The 17,270-nt window shown below is 63.3% G+C and carries 14 protein-coding genes; 10 read left to right on the top strand and 4 right to left on the bottom strand.

The window, feature by feature from the left end; genetic code table 11:
* The first annotated feature begins 52 nt into the window (after window positions 1-52).
* Window positions 53-472: an NINE protein gene (locus HWV67_RS21605; protein ID WP_175652701.1), complete on the top strand. Its 420-nt coding sequence runs from the start codon at window positions 53-55 to the stop codon at window positions 470-472.
* Between the two features lie 50 nt (window positions 473-522).
* On the opposite strand, the gene HWV67_RS21610 is transcribed toward HWV67_RS21605, so the two are convergent.
* The 3 genes from HWV67_RS21610 to HWV67_RS21620 all read right to left on the bottom strand — a co-directional run bounded on the left by HWV67_RS21610 (window position 523) and on the right by HWV67_RS21620 (window position 5,273).
* Complete coding sequence (locus HWV67_RS21610; protein WP_175652702.1) at window positions 523-1,212, bottom strand: SPOR domain-containing protein; 690 nt, start codon at window positions 1,210-1,212, stop codon at window positions 523-525.
* A gap of 1 nt (window position 1,213) precedes the next feature.
* The gene (gene argS / locus HWV67_RS21615) at window positions 1,214-2,950 is read right to left on the bottom strand and encodes an arginine--tRNA ligase (protein WP_175652703.1); all 1,737 of its coding nucleotides are present in this window, start codon (window positions 2,948-2,950) and stop codon (window positions 1,214-1,216) included.
* Between the two features lie 103 nt (window positions 2,951-3,053).
* Entirely contained in the window at window positions 3,054-5,273 is a 2,220-nt protein-coding gene (locus HWV67_RS21620; RefSeq protein WP_175652704.1) for a primosomal protein N', read from the bottom strand.
* Between the two features lie 169 nt (window positions 5,274-5,442).
* Between HWV67_RS21620 and rpmE the strand changes: the two genes are divergently transcribed.
* Window positions 5,443-5,655 (top strand): 50S ribosomal protein L31, encoded by a 213-nt coding sequence (gene rpmE / locus HWV67_RS21625; protein WP_175652705.1) that lies wholly within the window; start codon window positions 5,443-5,445, stop codon window positions 5,653-5,655.
* 407 nt (window positions 5,656-6,062) lie between these two features.
* The gene (locus HWV67_RS21630; RefSeq protein ID WP_095156327.1) at window positions 6,063-7,331 is read left to right on the top strand and encodes a malic enzyme-like NAD(P)-binding protein; all 1,269 of its coding nucleotides are present in this window, start codon (window positions 6,063-6,065) and stop codon (window positions 7,329-7,331) included.
* Between the two features lie 141 nt (window positions 7,332-7,472).
* On the opposite strand, the gene HWV67_RS21635 is transcribed toward HWV67_RS21630, so the two are convergent.
* A complete protein-coding gene (locus HWV67_RS21635; RefSeq protein ID WP_371929321.1) occupies window positions 7,473-9,902 on the bottom strand; it encodes a penicillin-binding protein 1A in 2,430 nt (809 codons plus the stop codon).
* Window positions 9,903-10,087: 185 nt separating this feature from the next.
* Here HWV67_RS21635 and pilM point away from each other — a divergent pair, with 185 nt between their 5' ends.
* The 7 genes from pilM to HWV67_RS21670 all read left to right on the top strand — a co-directional run bounded on the left by pilM (window position 10,088) and on the right by HWV67_RS21670 (window position 17,095).
* A complete protein-coding gene (gene pilM, locus HWV67_RS21640) occupies window positions 10,088-10,996 on the top strand; it encodes a type IV pilus biogenesis protein PilM (RefSeq protein ID WP_175652707.1) in 909 nt (302 codons plus the stop codon).
* Window positions 10,996-11,544 carry a PilN domain-containing protein gene (locus HWV67_RS21645; protein ID WP_175652708.1) on the top strand — a complete coding sequence of 183 codons (549 nt, stop codon included), beginning with the start codon at window positions 10,996-10,998 and terminating at the stop codon, window positions 11,542-11,544. Before pilM ends, HWV67_RS21645 begins: the two co-directional genes overlap by 1 nt.
* The gene (gene pilO / locus HWV67_RS21650; protein ID WP_175652709.1) at window positions 11,541-12,422 is read left to right on the top strand and encodes a type 4a pilus biogenesis protein PilO; all 882 of its coding nucleotides are present in this window, start codon (window positions 11,541-11,543) and stop codon (window positions 12,420-12,422) included. The genes HWV67_RS21645 and pilO overlap by 4 nt, the downstream gene beginning before the upstream one ends.
* A gap of 20 nt (window positions 12,423-12,442) precedes the next feature.
* Window positions 12,443-13,711, top strand: coding sequence for a type IV pilus secretin PilQ (locus HWV67_RS21655; RefSeq protein ID WP_175652710.1), 1,269 nt, complete (start codon window positions 12,443-12,445; stop codon window positions 13,709-13,711).
* A gap of 4 nt (window positions 13,712-13,715) precedes the next feature.
* Window positions 13,716-14,234, top strand: coding sequence for a shikimate kinase AroK (aroK, locus tag HWV67_RS21660; RefSeq protein WP_095156321.1), 519 nt, complete (start codon window positions 13,716-13,718; stop codon window positions 14,232-14,234).
* A gap of 100 nt (window positions 14,235-14,334) precedes the next feature.
* Window positions 14,335-15,432, top strand: a complete 1,098-nt coding sequence (gene aroB / locus HWV67_RS21665) for a 3-dehydroquinate synthase (protein ID WP_175652711.1) — start codon at window positions 14,335-14,337, stop codon at window positions 15,430-15,432.
* A 16-nt stretch (window positions 15,433-15,448) separates the two neighbouring features.
* Window positions 15,449-17,095, top strand: a complete 1,647-nt coding sequence (locus tag HWV67_RS21670; RefSeq protein ID WP_095156319.1) for an SPOR domain-containing protein — start codon at window positions 15,449-15,451, stop codon at window positions 17,093-17,095.
* The last annotated feature ends 175 nt before the right edge of the window (window positions 17,096-17,270 follow it).

The following is a 17,270-nucleotide window of genomic DNA, read 5'->3' on the forward strand; positions in this document are numbered from 1 at the left end:
AAAAGTCACATATTTGCTTAGAAAATTTTTCGATAAACCCGGGAGGCTATGAATGAACGGTTATCAACAGGAAGGGCGTCCTGACACCCACAGCAAGGTCATTGGTTACCTGTTGTGGATCTTTGGTTTTCTTGGCGCGCACCGCTTCTATTACGGCAAGCCGGTCACGGGGACGATCTGGTTCTGCACCCTCGGTCTGTTGGGTATCGGTTGGCTGATCGACCTGTTTCTGATTCCGGCCATGGACCGAGAAGCGGATCTGCGCTTCCACGCAGGGCCACTGGACTACAGCGTGGCGTGGCTGCTGCTGACATTCCTTGGGGTGTTCGGTGTGCACCGGATGTATCAGGGCAAATGGATCACGGGTGTGATCTACCTGTTCACTGGCGGGCTGTTCCTGATCGGTGTGCTGTATGACTTCTGGACCCTGAACACGCAGGTTTCGATGAAGAACGCGCAACAACGCTACTGAACAAAAAAGGCCCTGATTCGCATCAGGGCCTTTTTATTTGTGGCGGGGGATTACTGGCGAGTCTGGCGCTGCTGCAACAGCAGGTTGTTGAAGCCACTGCCGGCCAATTGCTTCTGAGCCACGGTCAATTGTTCACGGTTGCTGAACGGACCGACCAGCACTCGGTACCAGGTCTCTTCCTTGACCGTGCCGGACTCAACTTGCACCGACTGACCGAGCAGGATGATCTGCGCGCGGACTTTGTCGGCATCCGCCTGTTTGCGGAATGAGCCCGCCTGCAGATAGAACTGCGTGGTGGCGGCCGGCTTGATCACGGGCGGCGCCGGGGGCGGCACTTCGCCGTTGAGCGCGGCCTGGGCCCGGGCGGTGTCGATCTTCGCCGCTTCTGCTGGCGTGACCGGCGGTTGCGCTGGCACTGGCGGGGTTTTCTCGGGCACGGCTTCCGGCGGCACGATCACTTCCGATTCCGGCAGCAGGGTATAAAAGTCGTACTTCGGCTTCACCGGCTGCTGCGGGCTGGGCGGCGTCTTGTTCGCCTCGGCGACCTTATCGGCCTTCTGCTGCTCGGGTTTCTCCCGCTTGACCTCATCCCGACCCGGTTCGAGCTTCATCAGGAACACGATGAAGGCACCGACCGTCAGGCCGATCGCCATCCACAACCAGCCCGGAATCGGCTTTTTCGCTGGTGCCTGGTAGCGGCTGGCGCCGCGCTTCGGGGCGGGTTTCTTCTTGGCTGCCAACTTACATACGCTCCAGGGTTTCCAGGCCCAGCAGCTCCAGGCCCTGTTTCAGGGTACGACCGGTCAGTGCTGCCAGACGCAGGCGGCTCTGTTGTTGTTCCGGGGTTTCGGCACCGAGGATCGGGCAGTTCTCGTAGAAGCTGGAGAACAGGCCGGCAACGTCGTACAGGTAGCTGCACAGTACGTGCGGCGTGCCTTTTTCGGCGACGTTGTTGAGGATCTCGGCAAACTGCGCCAGGCGTGCGGCCAGGTCTTGTTCCTGCTGAGCTTGCAGAACGATCTGACCTTCAACTTCGCTGAAGTCCTTGCCGAGCTTACGGAAGACACCGGCCACGCGGGTGTAGGCGTACAGCAGGTAAGGCGCGGTGTTGCCTTCGAAGTTCAGCATCAGGTCGAAGTTGAAGCTGTAGTCGCTGGTGCGGTGCTTAGACAGGTCGGCGTATTTCACGGCGCCGATACCGACCACCTTGGCGATGGCGCGCAGGTCGTCTTCCGGCAGTTCCGGGTTCTTTTCCTTCACCAGGGTGTAGGCGCGTTCCTTGGCTTCGGTCAGCAGGTCGATCAGCTTCACGGTGCCGCCGTCGCGGGTCTTGAACGGACGGCCGTCCGCGCCGTTCATGGTGCCGAAGCCCATGTGCTCGGTCTGCATCGGGTGGTTGATGAAGCCGGCGCGACGGGCCACTTCGAACACTTGCTGGAAGTGCAGGGCCTGGCGCTGGTCGACGAAGTACAGCGCGCGGTCGGCGTGCAGCACGTTGCTGCGGTAGCGCACGGCCGCCAGGTCGGTGGTGGCGTAGAGATAGCCGCCATCGGCCTTCTGCACGATCACGGGCAGCGGGTCGCCGTCGGCGGTCTTGAATTCTTCGAGGAACACGCACTGTGCACCATTGCTTTCGACCAGCAGGCCCTTGGCCTTGAGGTCGCTGACCACGTTGGCGAGGTCGTCGTTATAGGCGCTTTCGCCCATCACGTCGGCCGGGGTCAGTTTGACGTTGAGCAGCTCGTAGGTCTTCTGGCAGTGCGACAGCGAGATGTCCTTGAAGCGGGTCCACAGCGTCAGGCAGTCGGCATCGCCGGCCTGCAGCTTGACCACCAGGCCGCGGGCGCGGTCGGCGAAGGCTTCGGACTCGTCGAAACGCTTCTTGGCGGCGCGGTAGAAGTTTTCCAGGTCCGACAGCTCGTCGCTGGTGATCGGGTTCTCTTCCAGGTAGGCCAGCAGCATGCCGAACTGGGTGCCCCAGTCGCCAACGTGGTTCTGCCGGATCACCTCGTCACCGAGGAACTCCAGAACCCGGGCCACGGCGTCGCCGATGATGGTCGAGCGCAGGTGACCTACGTGCATTTCCTTGGCCAGGTTCGGCGCGGACAGGTCGATGACCACTTTCTGCTGCGGGCCGGCCTTGTGCACGCCGAGCTTGGCGTCGGCCAGGGCGGCGTCCAGGCGCGAAGCCAGGGCCTGGGTGTTCTGGAAGAAGTTGAGGAAGCCGGGGCCGGCGATCTCGACCTTGCTGATCTGCGGATCGGCAGGCAGCGCGGCGATGAGCTTCTCGGCCAGGTCGCGGGGCTTCATGCCGGCCGGCTTGGCCAGCATCATGGCAATGTTGCTGGCGAAATCGCCGTGGGTCTTGTCCCGGGCGTTCTCCACCTGGATCGCCGGCGTCAGCCCTTCAGGCAGCACACCGTCGAGGGTGAGTTGGGTCAGGGCTTGCTGGATGAGCTGGCGAATGGTGTCTTTCATGGGATTCTCTTTCGACCGCAAGCGCGGCGGCGCTTCGATGCGCAGGTGGAAAAACTGGGCATTATCCGTTGCTGGTGCAAGGTTGCCAACCTTTGGGCCGGCGCTAGTACAGATCTACCGGGTCCACATCCAGTGACCAACGCACCTGGCGCCCGCTGGGTAACTGCTCCAACACTAGCAACCAGGCGCTGATCAGTCGATGCAGCGGCGCCCGCGCATTGGCCTGAAGCAGCAATTGTGCGCGGTAGCGGCCGGCACGGCGTTCCATCGGCGCCGGGACCGGCCCCAGCAATTCGATCCCATGCAGACCTTGCTCGGCCAGCAATCGTTCGGCTGCGGAGCAGGCTTCGTCGAGAAAACCTTCGGCCTGGCCCGGTTTGTGTGCCTCCGCGCGCAGCAGCGCGAGGTGCGCGAACGGCGGCAGACCGGCGGCGCGGCGCTCGCTCAGGGCCTGCTCGGCAAAGGCGAAGTAGCCCTGCTCGGTCAGTTGCACCAATAAAGGATGGTCGGCGAGGTGGGTCTGGATGATCACTTTGCCCGGCTCTTCGGCCCGCCCGGCGCGCCCGGCCACCTGCACGATCAACTGGGCCATGCGCTCGGCGGCGCGGAAGTCGCCGGAGAACAGCCCGCCATCGGCATCGAGGATCGCCACCAGGGTGACCCGCGGGAAGTGGTGCCCTTTGGCGAGCATTTGCGTGCCGACCAGGATGCACGGCTGGCCGCGCTGGATGGTGTTGAACAACTGGTTCATCGCGTCTTTGCGCGAGGTGCTGTCGCGATCCACCCGCAGAACCGGGAAATCAGGGAACAGAATGCTCAGGCGCTCTTCGGCGCGCTCGGTGCCTGCGCCCACCGGTCGCAGATCGACGTGGTTGCATTGCGGGCACTGGCGCGGAATGCGTTCTTCATGCCCGCAATGGTGGCAGCGCAGCTCGCCGGAGCGCTGGTGCACGGTCATTCGCGCGTCGCAGCGCGGGCATTCGGACAGCCAGCCGCAGTCGTGGCAGAGCAGGGTCGGGGCGAAGCCGCGGCGGTTGAGAAACACCAGGACTTGCTGGCCGGCGGCGAGGGTCTGGGCGATGGCCTGTTGCATCGGTCCGCTGATGCCGCTGTCCAGCGGTCGGCTTTTCACGTCCAGGCGCAGGAAGCGCGGGGCTTGGGCGCCGCCGGCGCGGTGGTTCAGGCGCAGCAGGCCGTAGCGGCCGGAGTGGGCGTTGTGCAGGCTTTCCAGCGATGGCGTCGCCGAGCCCAGCAGGATCGGGATGTTTTCCTGCCGCGCACGCACCAGCGCCAGGTCGCGGGCGTGGTAGCGCAGGCCTTCCTGCTGTTTGTAGGAACCGTCGTGCTCCTCGTCGATGATGATTAGCCCGGGATTCTTCATCGGCGTGAACAGTGCCGAGCGAGTGCCAATGATGATGTCGGCCTCGCCATCACGGGCGGCGAGCCAGGCGTCCAGGCGCTCGCGGTCGTTGACCGCCGAGTGCAGCAGGGCGATGCGCGCATTGAAACGCTGCTCGAAGCGGGCCAGGGTCTGCGGTCCGAGGTTGATTTCGGGAATCAGGATCAGCGCCTGCTTGCCGGCTTCGAGGGTTTCGCGGATCAGTTGCAGGTAGACCTCGGTCTTGCCGCTGCCGGTCACTCCGGCCAGCAGGAAGGCGTGAAACGTATCGAAACCGGCGCGCACGGCGTGGAAGGCGGCGCGCTGTTCATCGTTGAGCGGCAGTTCCGGCTGCGCCAGCCAGTGTTCGTGGCGGGCCTGCGGGGCATGGCGGCGCACTTCGACCTCCACCATCTCCTTGGCCAGCAACAGGTCGAGGCTGTCCTTGCTCAGCCCCAACTTGCCCAGCAGGCCATGGGCGACGCCGTGGGGATGCTGGGCGAGGGTGGCGAGGGCTTCGCGCTGGCGCGGCGCGCGGGCGATGCGCGGATCGTCCTGGCGAGCGTTGGGGGCGACTTGCCAGAAGCGCTCCTGACGCGCTTCGGCGGGTTCGCCCTGGCGCAACAGCACCGGCAGCGCCCAGCTCAGGGTGTCGCCGAGGCTGTGCTGATAATACTGGGCGGTCCACAGGCAGAGCTTGAACAGCGCCGGCGGCAGCGGCGAGACCGGGTCGAGCAGGACGATCGCCGGCTTGAGTTTGTCTGCGGGCACTTCGCTGTGCTCAGCGACCTCCACCAGAACGCCGATCATCTCCCGGCGGCCAAACGGCACGCGCACGCGCATGCCCGGTGTGAGCGTCTGGCGCGCCATGCTCGCCGTGGCCCTGTAGTCGAACAGCCGCCGTAGTGGCGAGGGCAGGGCAAGGCGAAGAATGACGTCGGACACGCGGAGGCTTCTCTGTAAGGGTAATTCCAGATGCCCGCGAGCCTAGCAGACGACAGTCGGTGCAAGCGACAACTTGCGCTGGGGCTTCGCTCTGGTATTATTCGCCGCCTAATTACGTGCGGTATTCAACAATGGTGTTGGGTGGCGGCACGCAGTCGAGGAAATGGCCATGAAAGCAGATATTCATCCAGTTTACGAAGTGGTTGCGGTCACCTGCAGCTGCGGCAACAAGTTCGAAACCCGTTCGACCTTCGGCAAAGCACTGCCAATCGACGTGTGCAACGAGTGCCACCCGTTCTACACCGGTAAGCAGAAGACTCTGGACACCGGCGGCCGCGTACAGCGCTTCGCAGATCGTTTCGGTACGTTCGGCAAGAAGTAAGAATGCGCTTGGCTGGCCCTATGGGTCTGGCCTGGTTGCAAAAAAAGGCGCCCCTTGTGGGCGCTTTTTTGTGGGCGCGATTTGGCAGTTGCCGGCGTTGGCGTTCTGCCTGGCGACCATTTCGAAGCGGTGCTGGATCGTTCCCGCAAAGGGGTGCTGAAACCGGGTCAGCAGCGTTGGTTGCTGCAATTGACTGGCCCGAGCATGCCGGAAAGGGTCAGAAGATAAAAAATTGTGGACATTTTTTTGCTCGATTGTACACATCGAAAGCCGCGTGCTACGCGGCTCTTGGCGGAAAGTCGTAGCTTAAAGGCCTTGACACAAGTGACCGGGCAGTCTTGTCGGCCCTTTGCTCTTTGCGTATCCTCGGCGGTCCGTCAGAACAGTAAACAAGCGGAATGCCCACCATGTCAGACCTGAAAACTGCCGCTCTTGAATATCATGCTCAGCCTCGTCCGGGGAAACTGAGCGTAGAGCTTACCAAACCAACCGCAACCGCTCGTGACCTGGCGCTGGCCTACAGCCCGGGCGTCGCGGAGCCGGTGCGTGAAATCGGTCGCGATCCCGAGCTGGCCTACAAGTACACCGGCAAGGGCAATCTGGTAGCAGTGATCTCCGACGGTACCGCCATTCTTGGCCTGGGTAACCTCGGCCCACTGGCTTCCAAGCCAGTGATGGAAGGCAAGGGTGTTCTGTTCAAGCGTTTCGCCGGTATCGACGTGTTCGACATCGAAGTCGACTCCGAAAGCCCGCAAGCCTTCATCGACACCGTCAAGCGCATCTCCATCACCTTCGGTGGCATCAACCTCGAAGACATCAAGGCACCTGAGTGCTTCGAGATCGAGCGCGCCCTGATCGAACAGTGCGACATCCCGGTTTTCCACGACGACCAGCACGGCACCGCCATCGTGACCGCCGCCGGCATGATCAACGCCCTGGAAATCGCTGGCAAAACCCTGGCCGACGCCAAGATCGTCTGCCTGGGCGCCGGTGCTGCGGCCATCTCCTGCATGAAACTGCTGGTGAGCATGGGCGCGAACATCGAGAACATCTTCATGGTTGACCGTACTGGCGTGATCCACGCTGGCCGCGACGACCTGAACCAGTACAAGGCAGTATTCGCCCACGCTACCGACAAGCGCAGCCTGGCCGATGCCCTGGACGGCGCCGACGTGTTCGTCGGTCTGTCCGGTCCGAACCTGCTGAGCGCTGAAGGCCTGAAGTCGATGGCGCCAAACCCTATCGTCTTCGCCTGCTCCAACCCTGATCCGGAAATCTCGCCAGAGCTGGCTCACGCCACTCGTAACGACGTGATCATGGCTACCGGTCGTTCCGACTACCCGAACCAGGTCAACAACGTTCTGGGCTTCCCGTTCATCTTCCGCGGTGCTCTGGACGTTCGCGCCAAGCGCATCAACGAAGAAATGAAGATCGCCGCCGCCAACGCTCTGAAAGACCTGGCCAAGCTGCCAGTTCCGAAAGAAGTCTGCGACGCGTACGGTGTTGCGGGTCTGGAATTCGGCCGTGAGTACATCATTCCGAAGCCAATGGACTCGCGTCTGCTGACCGTCGTTTCCGATGCCGTGGCCAAAGCCGCCATCGAGACTGGCGTAGCGACCCTGCCGTACCCAAAACACTACCCGCTGACCAGCGTGGATGAAGTGTTCAACGGTTGATCCGCTGACGTAACAAAAGAAAGCCCCGGCTCGTGAGAGTCGGGGCTTTTTTGTTGGGCAAACATGATGGTTTGGTGCGGAACCTGTGTGCGGCTGTTAGCCGCGAAGGGCCGCCACAGAATTGTGAGCGGCCAGCTTCAGTCAGAACAGATCCATCGGCGCCGCTTCATCCGCTGGCAGCGGGCTGCCCGGTGCGCTGCCATTGCCCAGTTCGTTGACCGAAGGCGGAGTGTCCTCGGCCTTGAACAGTTCGAAGTAGGCATTCGGCGTCCCCGGCGTTGCCGCGCGGCCACTGACCGGATCGACCCGCAAGCTGAGGATGCCTTCCGGCTCCGGCAGCCGGTGCTCGGGTTTGCCCTTGAGCGCGGGGCCCATGAAGCTCATCCAGATCGGCAGCGACACCGTGCCGCCATACTCGCGACGGCCCAGGGTTTCAGGCTGGTCGAAGCCCGTCCAGACCGTCGTGACGTAGTCGGCGTTGTACCCGGAGAACCAGGCGTCCTTGGATTCGTTGGTGGTCCCGGTCTTGCCGGCCAGGTCGTTGCGGCCCAGTGCCATGGCGCGACGCCCGGTGCCGCGCTTGATGACGTCCTCCAGCATGCTGGTGAGGATGTAGCTGGTACGCCCGTCGATGATCCGCTCTGCGGTCAACGGCACCTGTGGCTGCGTGGAAGGCGCTGCTGTGGCATCGGTAGTGATCGCCTGCACTTGCGGCGCAGCGATGCCAGCCTGGTCTTCCTGCCCCGACGGAACCCGCGCCGGATTGGCGGTGAACAGGGTTTCGCCGTTTCGGCTGTCGATACGATCGATCAGGTACGGACTGATCTTGAAGCCGCCGTTGGCGAAAGCACTCCAACCGGTGGCGATTTCCATCGGCGTCAGGGTCGCGGTGCCCAGTGCCAGGGACAGGTTGCGCGGCAGGTCCTGCTTGTTGAAGCCGAACTTGGCGATGTAGTCGATGGTCTTGTCGACGCCCATGCTTTGCAGCAGGCGGATCGACACCAGGTTGCGCGACTTGTACAGCGCCTCGCGCATACGGATCGGGCCGAGGAAGGTGTTGGTGTCGTTCTTCGGGCGCCAGACTTTGTCCAGGTACTCGTCGACGAACACGATCGGTGCGTCGTTCACCAGGCTGGCGGCGGTGTAGCCGTTATCCAGGGCCGCGCTGTAGACGAACGGTTTGAAGCTGGAGCCCGGCTGGCGCTTGGCCTGCATGGCGCGGTTGTAGTTACTCTGCTCGAACGAGAAACCGCCGACCAGTGCGCGGATCGCGCCGTTGTTCGGGTCGAGGGTGACCAGCGCGCTCTGTGCGCCGGGCACCTGGCTGAAGGCCAGGCTGCCGTCGTCCATCCGGCGGACCCGGATCAGGTCGCCGACCTGCGAAACATCGCTCGCCTGCTGCGGGCTGCGGCCCTGGCTATTGGTGTTGAGGAACGGGCGCGCCCATTTCATGGTGTCCCAGGCAACGGTGGCCTCGTCGCCAGACCTGGTCAGCACGCGCAAACCGGACTTGTCGACCTGGATCACGATGGCCGGCTCAAGGCCGCCCATGTTGCGCTGCTTGCCCAGCTCCTGCAGCCACGCAGCGCGGGTCTTGCCCTGCAGGCGCGATTCGGGGCCGCGGTAGCCGTGGCGCTGATCGTAGGAAGTAAGCCCGTCGAGTACGGCATTGTTGGCGATAGCCTGTAGGTCGCTCGGCACCGTGGTGGTGACCCGGAAACCTTCGGTGTAAGCGTCGCTGCCGTAGCGGCCGACCATTTCGGCGCGGGCCATTTCGGCGATGTAGGGCGCGTTCACTTCTGGCGTCGGCACGTGATAGCTGGCGTTCAGCGGCTCGGCCAGGGCGGCCTGGTAGCTGGAGTCGTCGATCTTGCCCAGCTTGTACATGCGCCCGAGGATCCAGTCGCGGCGCTCCTTGGCCCGGGCCGGGTTGGCCAGCGGGTTGAAGCGCGACGGCGCCTTGGGCAGGCCGGCGATCATCGCCATCTGCGCCAGGCTGATGTCGCGGATCGACTTGCCGTAATACACCTGCGCTGCGGCTTCGATGCCGTAGGCACGGTTGCCCAGGTAGATCTTGTTGACGTACAGCTCGAGGATTTCGTCCTTGGTCAGCTCCCGCTCGATCTGCAGGGCCAGGAGGATCTCGTTGGTCTTGCGCGAGAAACTGCGCTCGCTGGACAGGAAGAAGTTCTTCGCCACCTGCATGGTGATGGTGCTGCCGCCGGTCTGGATGTGCCCGGACTTGACCAGTTGGGAGGCGGCACGCATCAGGCTGCTGGGGTCAACACCGTAGTGGTTGAGGAAATTGTCGTCCTCGGCTGACAGCAACGCCTGAATGAAATGTGGGGGAATATCCGCGAAACGGATTGGAGAGCGGCGCATTTCGCCAAACTCGGCGATCAGCTTTCCGTCACTGCTGTACACCCTCAGGGGTATCTGCAACTGGATGCTTCGCAGCGCCTCGACCGAAGGGAGGCTGGGACTAAGATACAGAAACGCGCCACTCAGACCGAGTACGGCTGCGCAAATGACTGCGACGAAAGACCACCAGAAGAACTTCAGCAGGCGTATCAAGGCTTTGGGATGTCCAGTTGGAGTTTTGGGTTGAGCGCAGGGCCCGGCGGGCCGGAAAAACGCTGGGCATTATAAGCAATTTTCACTTCCCCGCGTGATTTGCGCCGGGTGTCAGGAGGGCGCCACTGGCGTCTTCCTGATCCTGGACGCTCTCGCTTTTTCCATGGAAATGAGGAAACAGGATGTTTGGACGCTCAGGCTGGGATGCCGGTTCACTGCTGGGGGTGGAAATCGCCTCTTGCGCTGTCAGGGTGCTGCAACTGGAACGCTGGGAGGAGGGGCTTCGCGTACGAGGCTGGGCGGTCGAGCCACTGCCGCGCGGTGCCGTAGTGGACGGCCGGGTGATTGATCATGAGGCGGTCGCCGCGGCCTTGATGCGCGCCTTTGCGCGCAGCGGCGCGAGTCGTCGCGAAGTTGCGCTGGCGGTGCCAGCCTCGGTGGTGATCCAGCATGCCGTGGCAATGCCGTCGGAGCTCGATGACGATGAAATCGACGAACGGCTGCGTGACGAGGCCGAGCAGTTCATTCCCTTCGCGGTGGAAGAGGCCGCGCTCGATTACCAGGTATCTGCCGGTGCTCCGGGCTTCCTGAGCGTGGCGTTCACGGCTTGTCGCCAGGAGTGGCTGGATGGCATGGAAGCGGTCATGGACCTGGCCGGCTTGCGGGCGCGGATCGTCGACATCGACAGTCATGCCTGGCAGCGGGTGTTGAACCGCCAGCCGACAGGACTGGCGGCGGTGCTGCAACTGGAGGCGGATGGCTGGGTGTTCCAGGCATTCACCAAGGAAGGCACGCCGTCGTTCAGCGAGCGCCATGTGCCGCTTGAGCCGCAACTGGAGAGGCTGGTCGAATTTGTTGACTTGTGCCTGCTACGTGAGCCGGGTGCGATGCCGGACCAGCTCTGGCTCGCGGGTGCGCGTGCTGACTGGGATGGGCTGGCCGGGCAATTGCGGCAGCGCCTCGGTGTGGTGACGCAGCCGTTCGACCCACTGGCGACGTTGCTTGAGCCACAGCAGGGCGCCGCCGACCTGCGTCAGGCCGCGCCGATGCTGGGTGTGGCCTGCGGGCTGGCGCTGCGAGGGTACGCCTGATGCATGCGGTCAACTTGTTGCCCTGGCGGGAATGGCGACGCCAGCGGGCGATCCGCACCTTTCAATACGGGTTGCTGGCGGCGGCGCTGCTGGGCGGACTGCTGATGGTGGTCGTCTTCGGACTGCTCAATCAGCGACTGAGCGCGCAATTGAAGGAAAACAGCCGCCTGGATGAACGGACTGCCGGGCTTGATGGCCCGGTGGCTGAGGTCGAAGGCCTGGTGGTCCGGCGTGACGCCCTTGTTGAGCAGCGCAACGAGCTGCAGGCGTTGCGGCGCCAAGGCCAATCCAAGGCCGAACTGCTGAACCACCTGACGCGGATCGTGCCGGCACAGGTCCGGCTCGATGGGCTGCAACTGGCCGGTGATGAACTGAAGCTGTCCGGGCTGGCCCGCTCGGGCACCGACGTCGCGCATCTGCTGCGCAACCTTGGGCAATCGCCTGGCTTGAGTGCTCCGGACCTTCAGGAAGTGAAGTCGTCCAGCCAGGGCGAGCGTTTTCAGATAGTGGTCAGCCTGCGCCCGGCCGCAGCTGTAGAGCCGTCATGAACGTGTCGCTGAGCACGGGGCCGCTATGGTCGAGGCTGGTGAAGTACTCCTGGCCAGTGAAGGCGCTGCTGATGGGCGGCTGCCTGTTGATCATTCCGCTGGCGGGCTTCGTCATTTATGGGCGTGGTCTGGTCGAGCGCATTGAGCAGGCTGAAGTTATCCACAGTCAGTCGCAGTCCCACTGGGAAGGCAGATCCGCACTGGCGGCACGGCTGGAGACGCATCAGGAGCAGGTGCGACAACTGGAGGCTGAACTGGCAGGCAATCGGCGCGAGTTGTTCGATGACGACGGCTTGGCGAGTCTGCTGCAAAACCTGACGCGCCTGGGTGTGGGGCTGACGTTCGAGCAGGTGACGGTCGAGGACGCCAGGACGCGGGAGCACCACGTCGAACTTCCTATCCAGGTGCAGGCCACGGGGGACTACTCGGCGTTGCAAGGGTTTCTCTCGGGGCTTGCCGGGCTTGGTCGGCTGGTCGCGATGCAGGAGTTGCATGTGGCGGCACCTGATGACCGTCCCACCGGGCCGCTGCATGTGCAACTGCGCCTCCAGGCTTACCGCGCTGCGCTGGTTGATACCTTGCCTGAGGTGTCGATGCTTCAGTCTGCGGAGCCTCGTGATCCATTCACGGCCGCTGAGTCGCTTGCGAGCGAGGCCGCGCCTTTGGCGGGGGTGACGATGGTCGGGCATCTGCGTGGCCAGCAAGGGCAGGTGGCGTTGGTCCGGGTCGGCGAGGTGCTTTATCCGCTGCGCGAGGGTGATCTGCTGGGGCCGGAACGGGTAGCGAGTATTAATGAGGGGCGGATCGAGTTGATCGCGCCGGAAGCGGCTGGGCCGATCCCACGCGTACTGCGCCTGGGATCGGTGGCCGAGGGATGATTAGCGTGAAAGGAGACGGAATGAACAGGATGTTCAGGTCCTTGGGGTTGTGCGTGGTGGTGCTGTTTTCGCCCCTTGTCGGCGCGGTATCTGCGCCTGGAGGTCACAGCGGCAAGCCGCTTTCGCTGAATTTCCAGGATGTCGAGGTGCGTGCGGTGTTGCAGGTGTTGGCTGACTTCACTGGGGTCAATCTGGTGGTCAGCGACGCGGTGCAAGGCTCGGTGACGCTGCGCTTGCAGGACGTGCCATGGGATCAGGCGCTCGATACGGTGCTGCGCAGCAAGGGGCTGGGCAAGCGCTTGGAGGGCAACGTGCTGATGGTGGCGCCGCTGGCGGAGTTGAACAATGCGGGGCTGCCATCATCCGGGGTGCGGGAGCAGGCCCTGCTGCAGGTCAATCACGCCCGGGCCACGGATATCGCTGCGTTGTTGCAGCCACTGTTGCAGGACAGCCCGGACGAAGCGCCCTGGGGTGCAATCAGCGTCGATGAACGCACCAATATGCTGATCACCAGCCAGAGTCCGGAGCGCCTGGAAATCCTGCGCCAGTTGCTTGGGCAACTGGATGTTCCGGTCCGTCAGATCATGATCGAAGCCCGTATCGTCGAAGCGAATGTGGACTACGAGCGAGGATTGGGCGTGCGCTGGGGCGGCTCGCTGGCGGGCGGCAGGTTGAAAGCCGTGGGGGCTGAGGCGCCAACCTTCGTCGATCTGGGGCTGGACAAGGCCACCTCAGGCATCGGCTTCGGCCTGGTGGGCGATGGCCGGCTGCTGGATCTGGAATTGAATGCCATGGAGAAGTCCGGAAACGGTGAAATCATCTCCCAGCCCAAGGTAATGACCGCTGACAAGGGAACCGCGCGGATTCTCAAGGGCAGCGAGGTGCCTTATCAGGAATCGGGGGCCAATGGCGCCACATCGACCACCTTTCGCGAGGCGTCGCTGTCGCTGGAAGTCACGCCGCAGATCATGCCCGGCGGGCGGGTGAGCATGCAGGTCAAGGTCACCAAGGACGAGCCGGACTACCTCAATCTTCAGGGCACGGTGCCGCCAATTCGCAAGAACGAGCTGAACGCGCGGGTGCAGATTGCAGATGGCCAGACCATCGTCATCGGCGGCGTGTACTCGACAACCAAAAGTAATGTGCAGGATAAGGTGCCATTTTTGGGCGATGTGCCGTATGTTGGGCGGCTGTTTCGTCGCTCCGCCATCATCGAGAAAAAATCCGAGCTGCTGGTCTTCCTGACTCCGCGTATCATGAATGACCAGGCGATTGCTGTGAGTCATTGATTCTGTGCGAAATTTGATACTTGTTGGGCCGATGGGTGCTGGCAAAAGCACCATCGGCCGCCTGCTGGCCAAAGAGCTACGCCTGCCATTCAAGGATTCCGATAAGGAAATTGAATTGCGCACGGGCGCCAATATCCCATGGATCTTCGACAAAGAAGGTGAGCCGGGTTTCCGTGACCGCGAGCAGGCCATGATCGCCGAGCTGTGCGCTGCCGACGGCGTCGTCCTGGCGACCGGTGGTGGCGCGGTAATGCGCGATGCCAACCGCAAGGCTTTGCACGATGGCGGCCGGGTGATCTACCTGCATGCTTCGGTGGAGCAGCAGGTGGGACGTACCGCCCGCGATCGCAATCGCCCCTTGCTGCGTACCGCGAATCCCGAGGAAACCCTGCGAGCATTGCTGACGATGCGCGACCCGCTGTATCGGGAGATCGCCGACCTGGTGGTCGAAACCGACGAGCGGCCACCACGCATGGTGGTGCTGGACATTCTCGAGCGCTTGCAGAAGTTGCCGCCCCGTTAGCGCATGACTATCCTCGGCGACCAGTCATGCCGTGACAGGGCAATCCGTTATCGCGCGGGCCGAATGTTCGAGCCCGCGCCTTTGTTCTTTGTGGGGACACATGCAGACACTTAAGGTCGAACTGGGCGAACGCAGCTACCCGATCTACATCGGCGGGGGCCTGCTGGATCAACCCGAACTGCTGGCGCCGCATATCGCGGGTCGGCAGGTCGCCATCGTTTCCAACGAGACCGTCGCGCCGCTGTACCTCGAACGCCTGAGCCGTACCCTTGGCGCTTACTCGGTATTGCCGGTGGTGCTGCCGGACGGCGAGTCCTTCAAGAACTGGGAAACCCTGCAACTGATCTTCGATGCCCTGCTCACCGCACGGCATGATCGCCGCACCACTGTGGTTGCCCTCGGTGGCGGCGTCATCGGTGACATGGCCGGCTTCGCCGCCGCCTGCTACCAGCGTGGCGTGGACTTCATCCAGGTACCGACCACGCTGCTGTCCCAGGTCGACTCGTCCGTGGGCGGCAAGACCGGCATCAACCACCCGCTGGGCAAGAACATGGTCGGCGCCTTCTATCAGCCCAACGCGGTGCTGATCGACACCGACAGCCTGCGCACCTTGCCGGCGCGCGAGTTGTCTGCGGGGCTGGCCGAGGTGATCAAGTACGGGCTGATTTGCGACGAACCTTTCCTCGGCTGGCTCGAAGAGCATGTCGATGCCCTGCGCAACATCGACGCCGTCGCCCTGACCGAAGCCATCCGCCGCTCCTGCGCCGCCAAGGCCGCCGTGGTCGGCGCCGATGAGCGTGAGACCGGAGTGCGCGCTACGCTGAACCTCGGCCACACCTTCGGTCACGCTATCGAGACGCACATGGGCTATGGTGTCTGGCTGCATGGCGAAGCAGTGGCAGCCGGTACGGTCATGGCCCTGGAAATGTCCATGCGCCTCGGCTGGATCAGCCAGCAGGAACGCGACCGTGGCATTCGCCTGCTGCAGCGCGCCGGATTGCCGGTGGTACCGCCGGAGGAAATGACGCCGGCGCAGTTCATGCAACACATGTCGGTGGACAAAAAAGTGCTCGATGGCCGTCTGCGTCTGGTTTTGCTGCGTCACATGGGCGAGGCCGTGGTAACCGACGACTATCCGCAAGAGATTCTTCAGGCCACGCTGGCGGCGGATTACCGCGCAATCGTGGCCCAGCTTTGAGGTTGATGAGAGTCCGATGACCAGTTTGCATGCCGACGAGGCCTTTCTCGGCCACTATCAGTTGAATCACGACCCCTTCGCCGCTCGCGTCCCCGGGTTCAAATTCTTCCCTGCCCAGCGCAAGCCGGTCCTGGGGCAACTGCACCACCTCGCCCGTTACAGCCAGTTGCTGCTGGTGGTGACCGGCCCGCAAGGCGCCGGCAAGACCCTGCTGCGCCAGGCCCTGGTGGCCAGCACCAACAAGCAGTCGGTGCAGAGCGTGGTGGTTTCCGCTCGCAGCGCCAGCGATGCGGCCGGCGTTCTTGCCCAGGTGGCGCAGTCGTTGGGCGTGGCCAAGGCCGAAGTGCCGCTGATTCTCGCCCAGGTGGTGCAACTGGGCTTGACCGGCCAGGAAGTCTATTTGCTGGTCGACGATGCGGAACAACTTGGCGAGTCGGCACTCCAAGCGTTGCTGGAACTGGCGGCGGGCACCGCGGAAGGTCGTCCCCACGTGTTCTTGTTCGGCGAGCCGTCACTGATCGCCGGCCTGGAAGCGCTGGAAATCGAGGAAGAGCGTTTTCATGTCATCGAGCTGCAACCCTACACCGAAGACGAAACCCGGGAGTACCTGGAGCAACGTCTGGAAGGTGCGGGGCGTGGCATCGAGGTGTTCACCAGTGAGCAGGTCGTCGATATTCACCACAACTCCGACGGCTGGCCTGGGGTCATCAACCAGGTCGCCCGCGATACCTTGATCGAAGCCATGATCGCCAGCCGCTCGACGGCGAAGCGACCATCTGTGGGGTTCTCTATGCCGAAGAAACATGTGCTGGCGCTGTCTGCCGTAGTAGTGATCGCTGTCGGCGCCGCCGTGCTGATGCCGAAGAAAGGCGACCAGCCGAAGACCGGCGCACCCGCCGAGCAGGCGCAACTGCCGCTGGGACAGGGGCAGCCGAGCAATGCACAGTCGAACAATGGCGGCCCGGCGATCGAGTTCGCCGGCTCGTCGCAGCCAATGCCACTGCCGCTGGTAGGCCAGTCGCAACCGGTAATGCGCGGTCCGCTGGCTGAAGCGGCCGGCATGAGTGAGGGTGAAGAGTCCGGTCCTGCCGGCAACACTGCGCTGCAACCGCCGACGGTGACCACCATCGCACCCCCTGCGGGCGCGGTAGCAGGCCCGGCGCCGACCCCGGCGCAGCCAATCCAGCCGTCTCAGACCATCGCCTCCGCACAGCCGGTTGCGCCTGCTCACCAGCCTGTCGCTCCAGCAGCCGCCAAGCCGGTTGCACCTGCGCCCAAGCCCGTGACTGAAGTGGCGACTGCCAAGCCCGCCGTTCCTGCCGTCAAACCTGCGGAAAAACCGGCCGCCAAGCCGGCTGCGGCACCTGCCGGTACGGCCGGTGGTGGCTGGTATGCTTCGCAAGCGCCGGGCAACTACGTTGTGCAGATCCTCGGCACCAGCTCCGAAGCCACCGCCCAGGCCTACGTGAAAGCCGAGGGTGGCGACTATCGCTACTTCAAGAAAAACCTTCAGGGCAAGCCGCTCTACGTCGTGACCTACGGCAACTTCTCCAGCCGCGATGCAGCCCTCAATGCAATCAAGGCCTTGCCAGCCAAGGTCCAGGCTGGTAAACCTTGGCCTCGCACTGTCGCCAGCGTCCAACAAGACCTGTCGACCCGCTGAAATAGCTCGGTGGCACTACCCCCGCCACCTGCTGAGCGACTCCTGAACCCTAGTCAAGCCTGCTGCGTCGAACGCGGCAGGCTTTTCTGTCCCAGACTGCCGGCCACAAGCTGCGTGTTGCAGTCCAGGCTGAAACGCTTCAGACTCGAGCATCGCTGTTATCACGGCATTCGCT

It is taken from the genome of Pseudomonas sp. Marseille-P9899, from assembly GCF_903166565.1.
Taxonomy (GTDB): domain Bacteria; phylum Pseudomonadota; class Gammaproteobacteria; order Pseudomonadales; family Pseudomonadaceae; genus Aquipseudomonas; species Aquipseudomonas huaxiensis.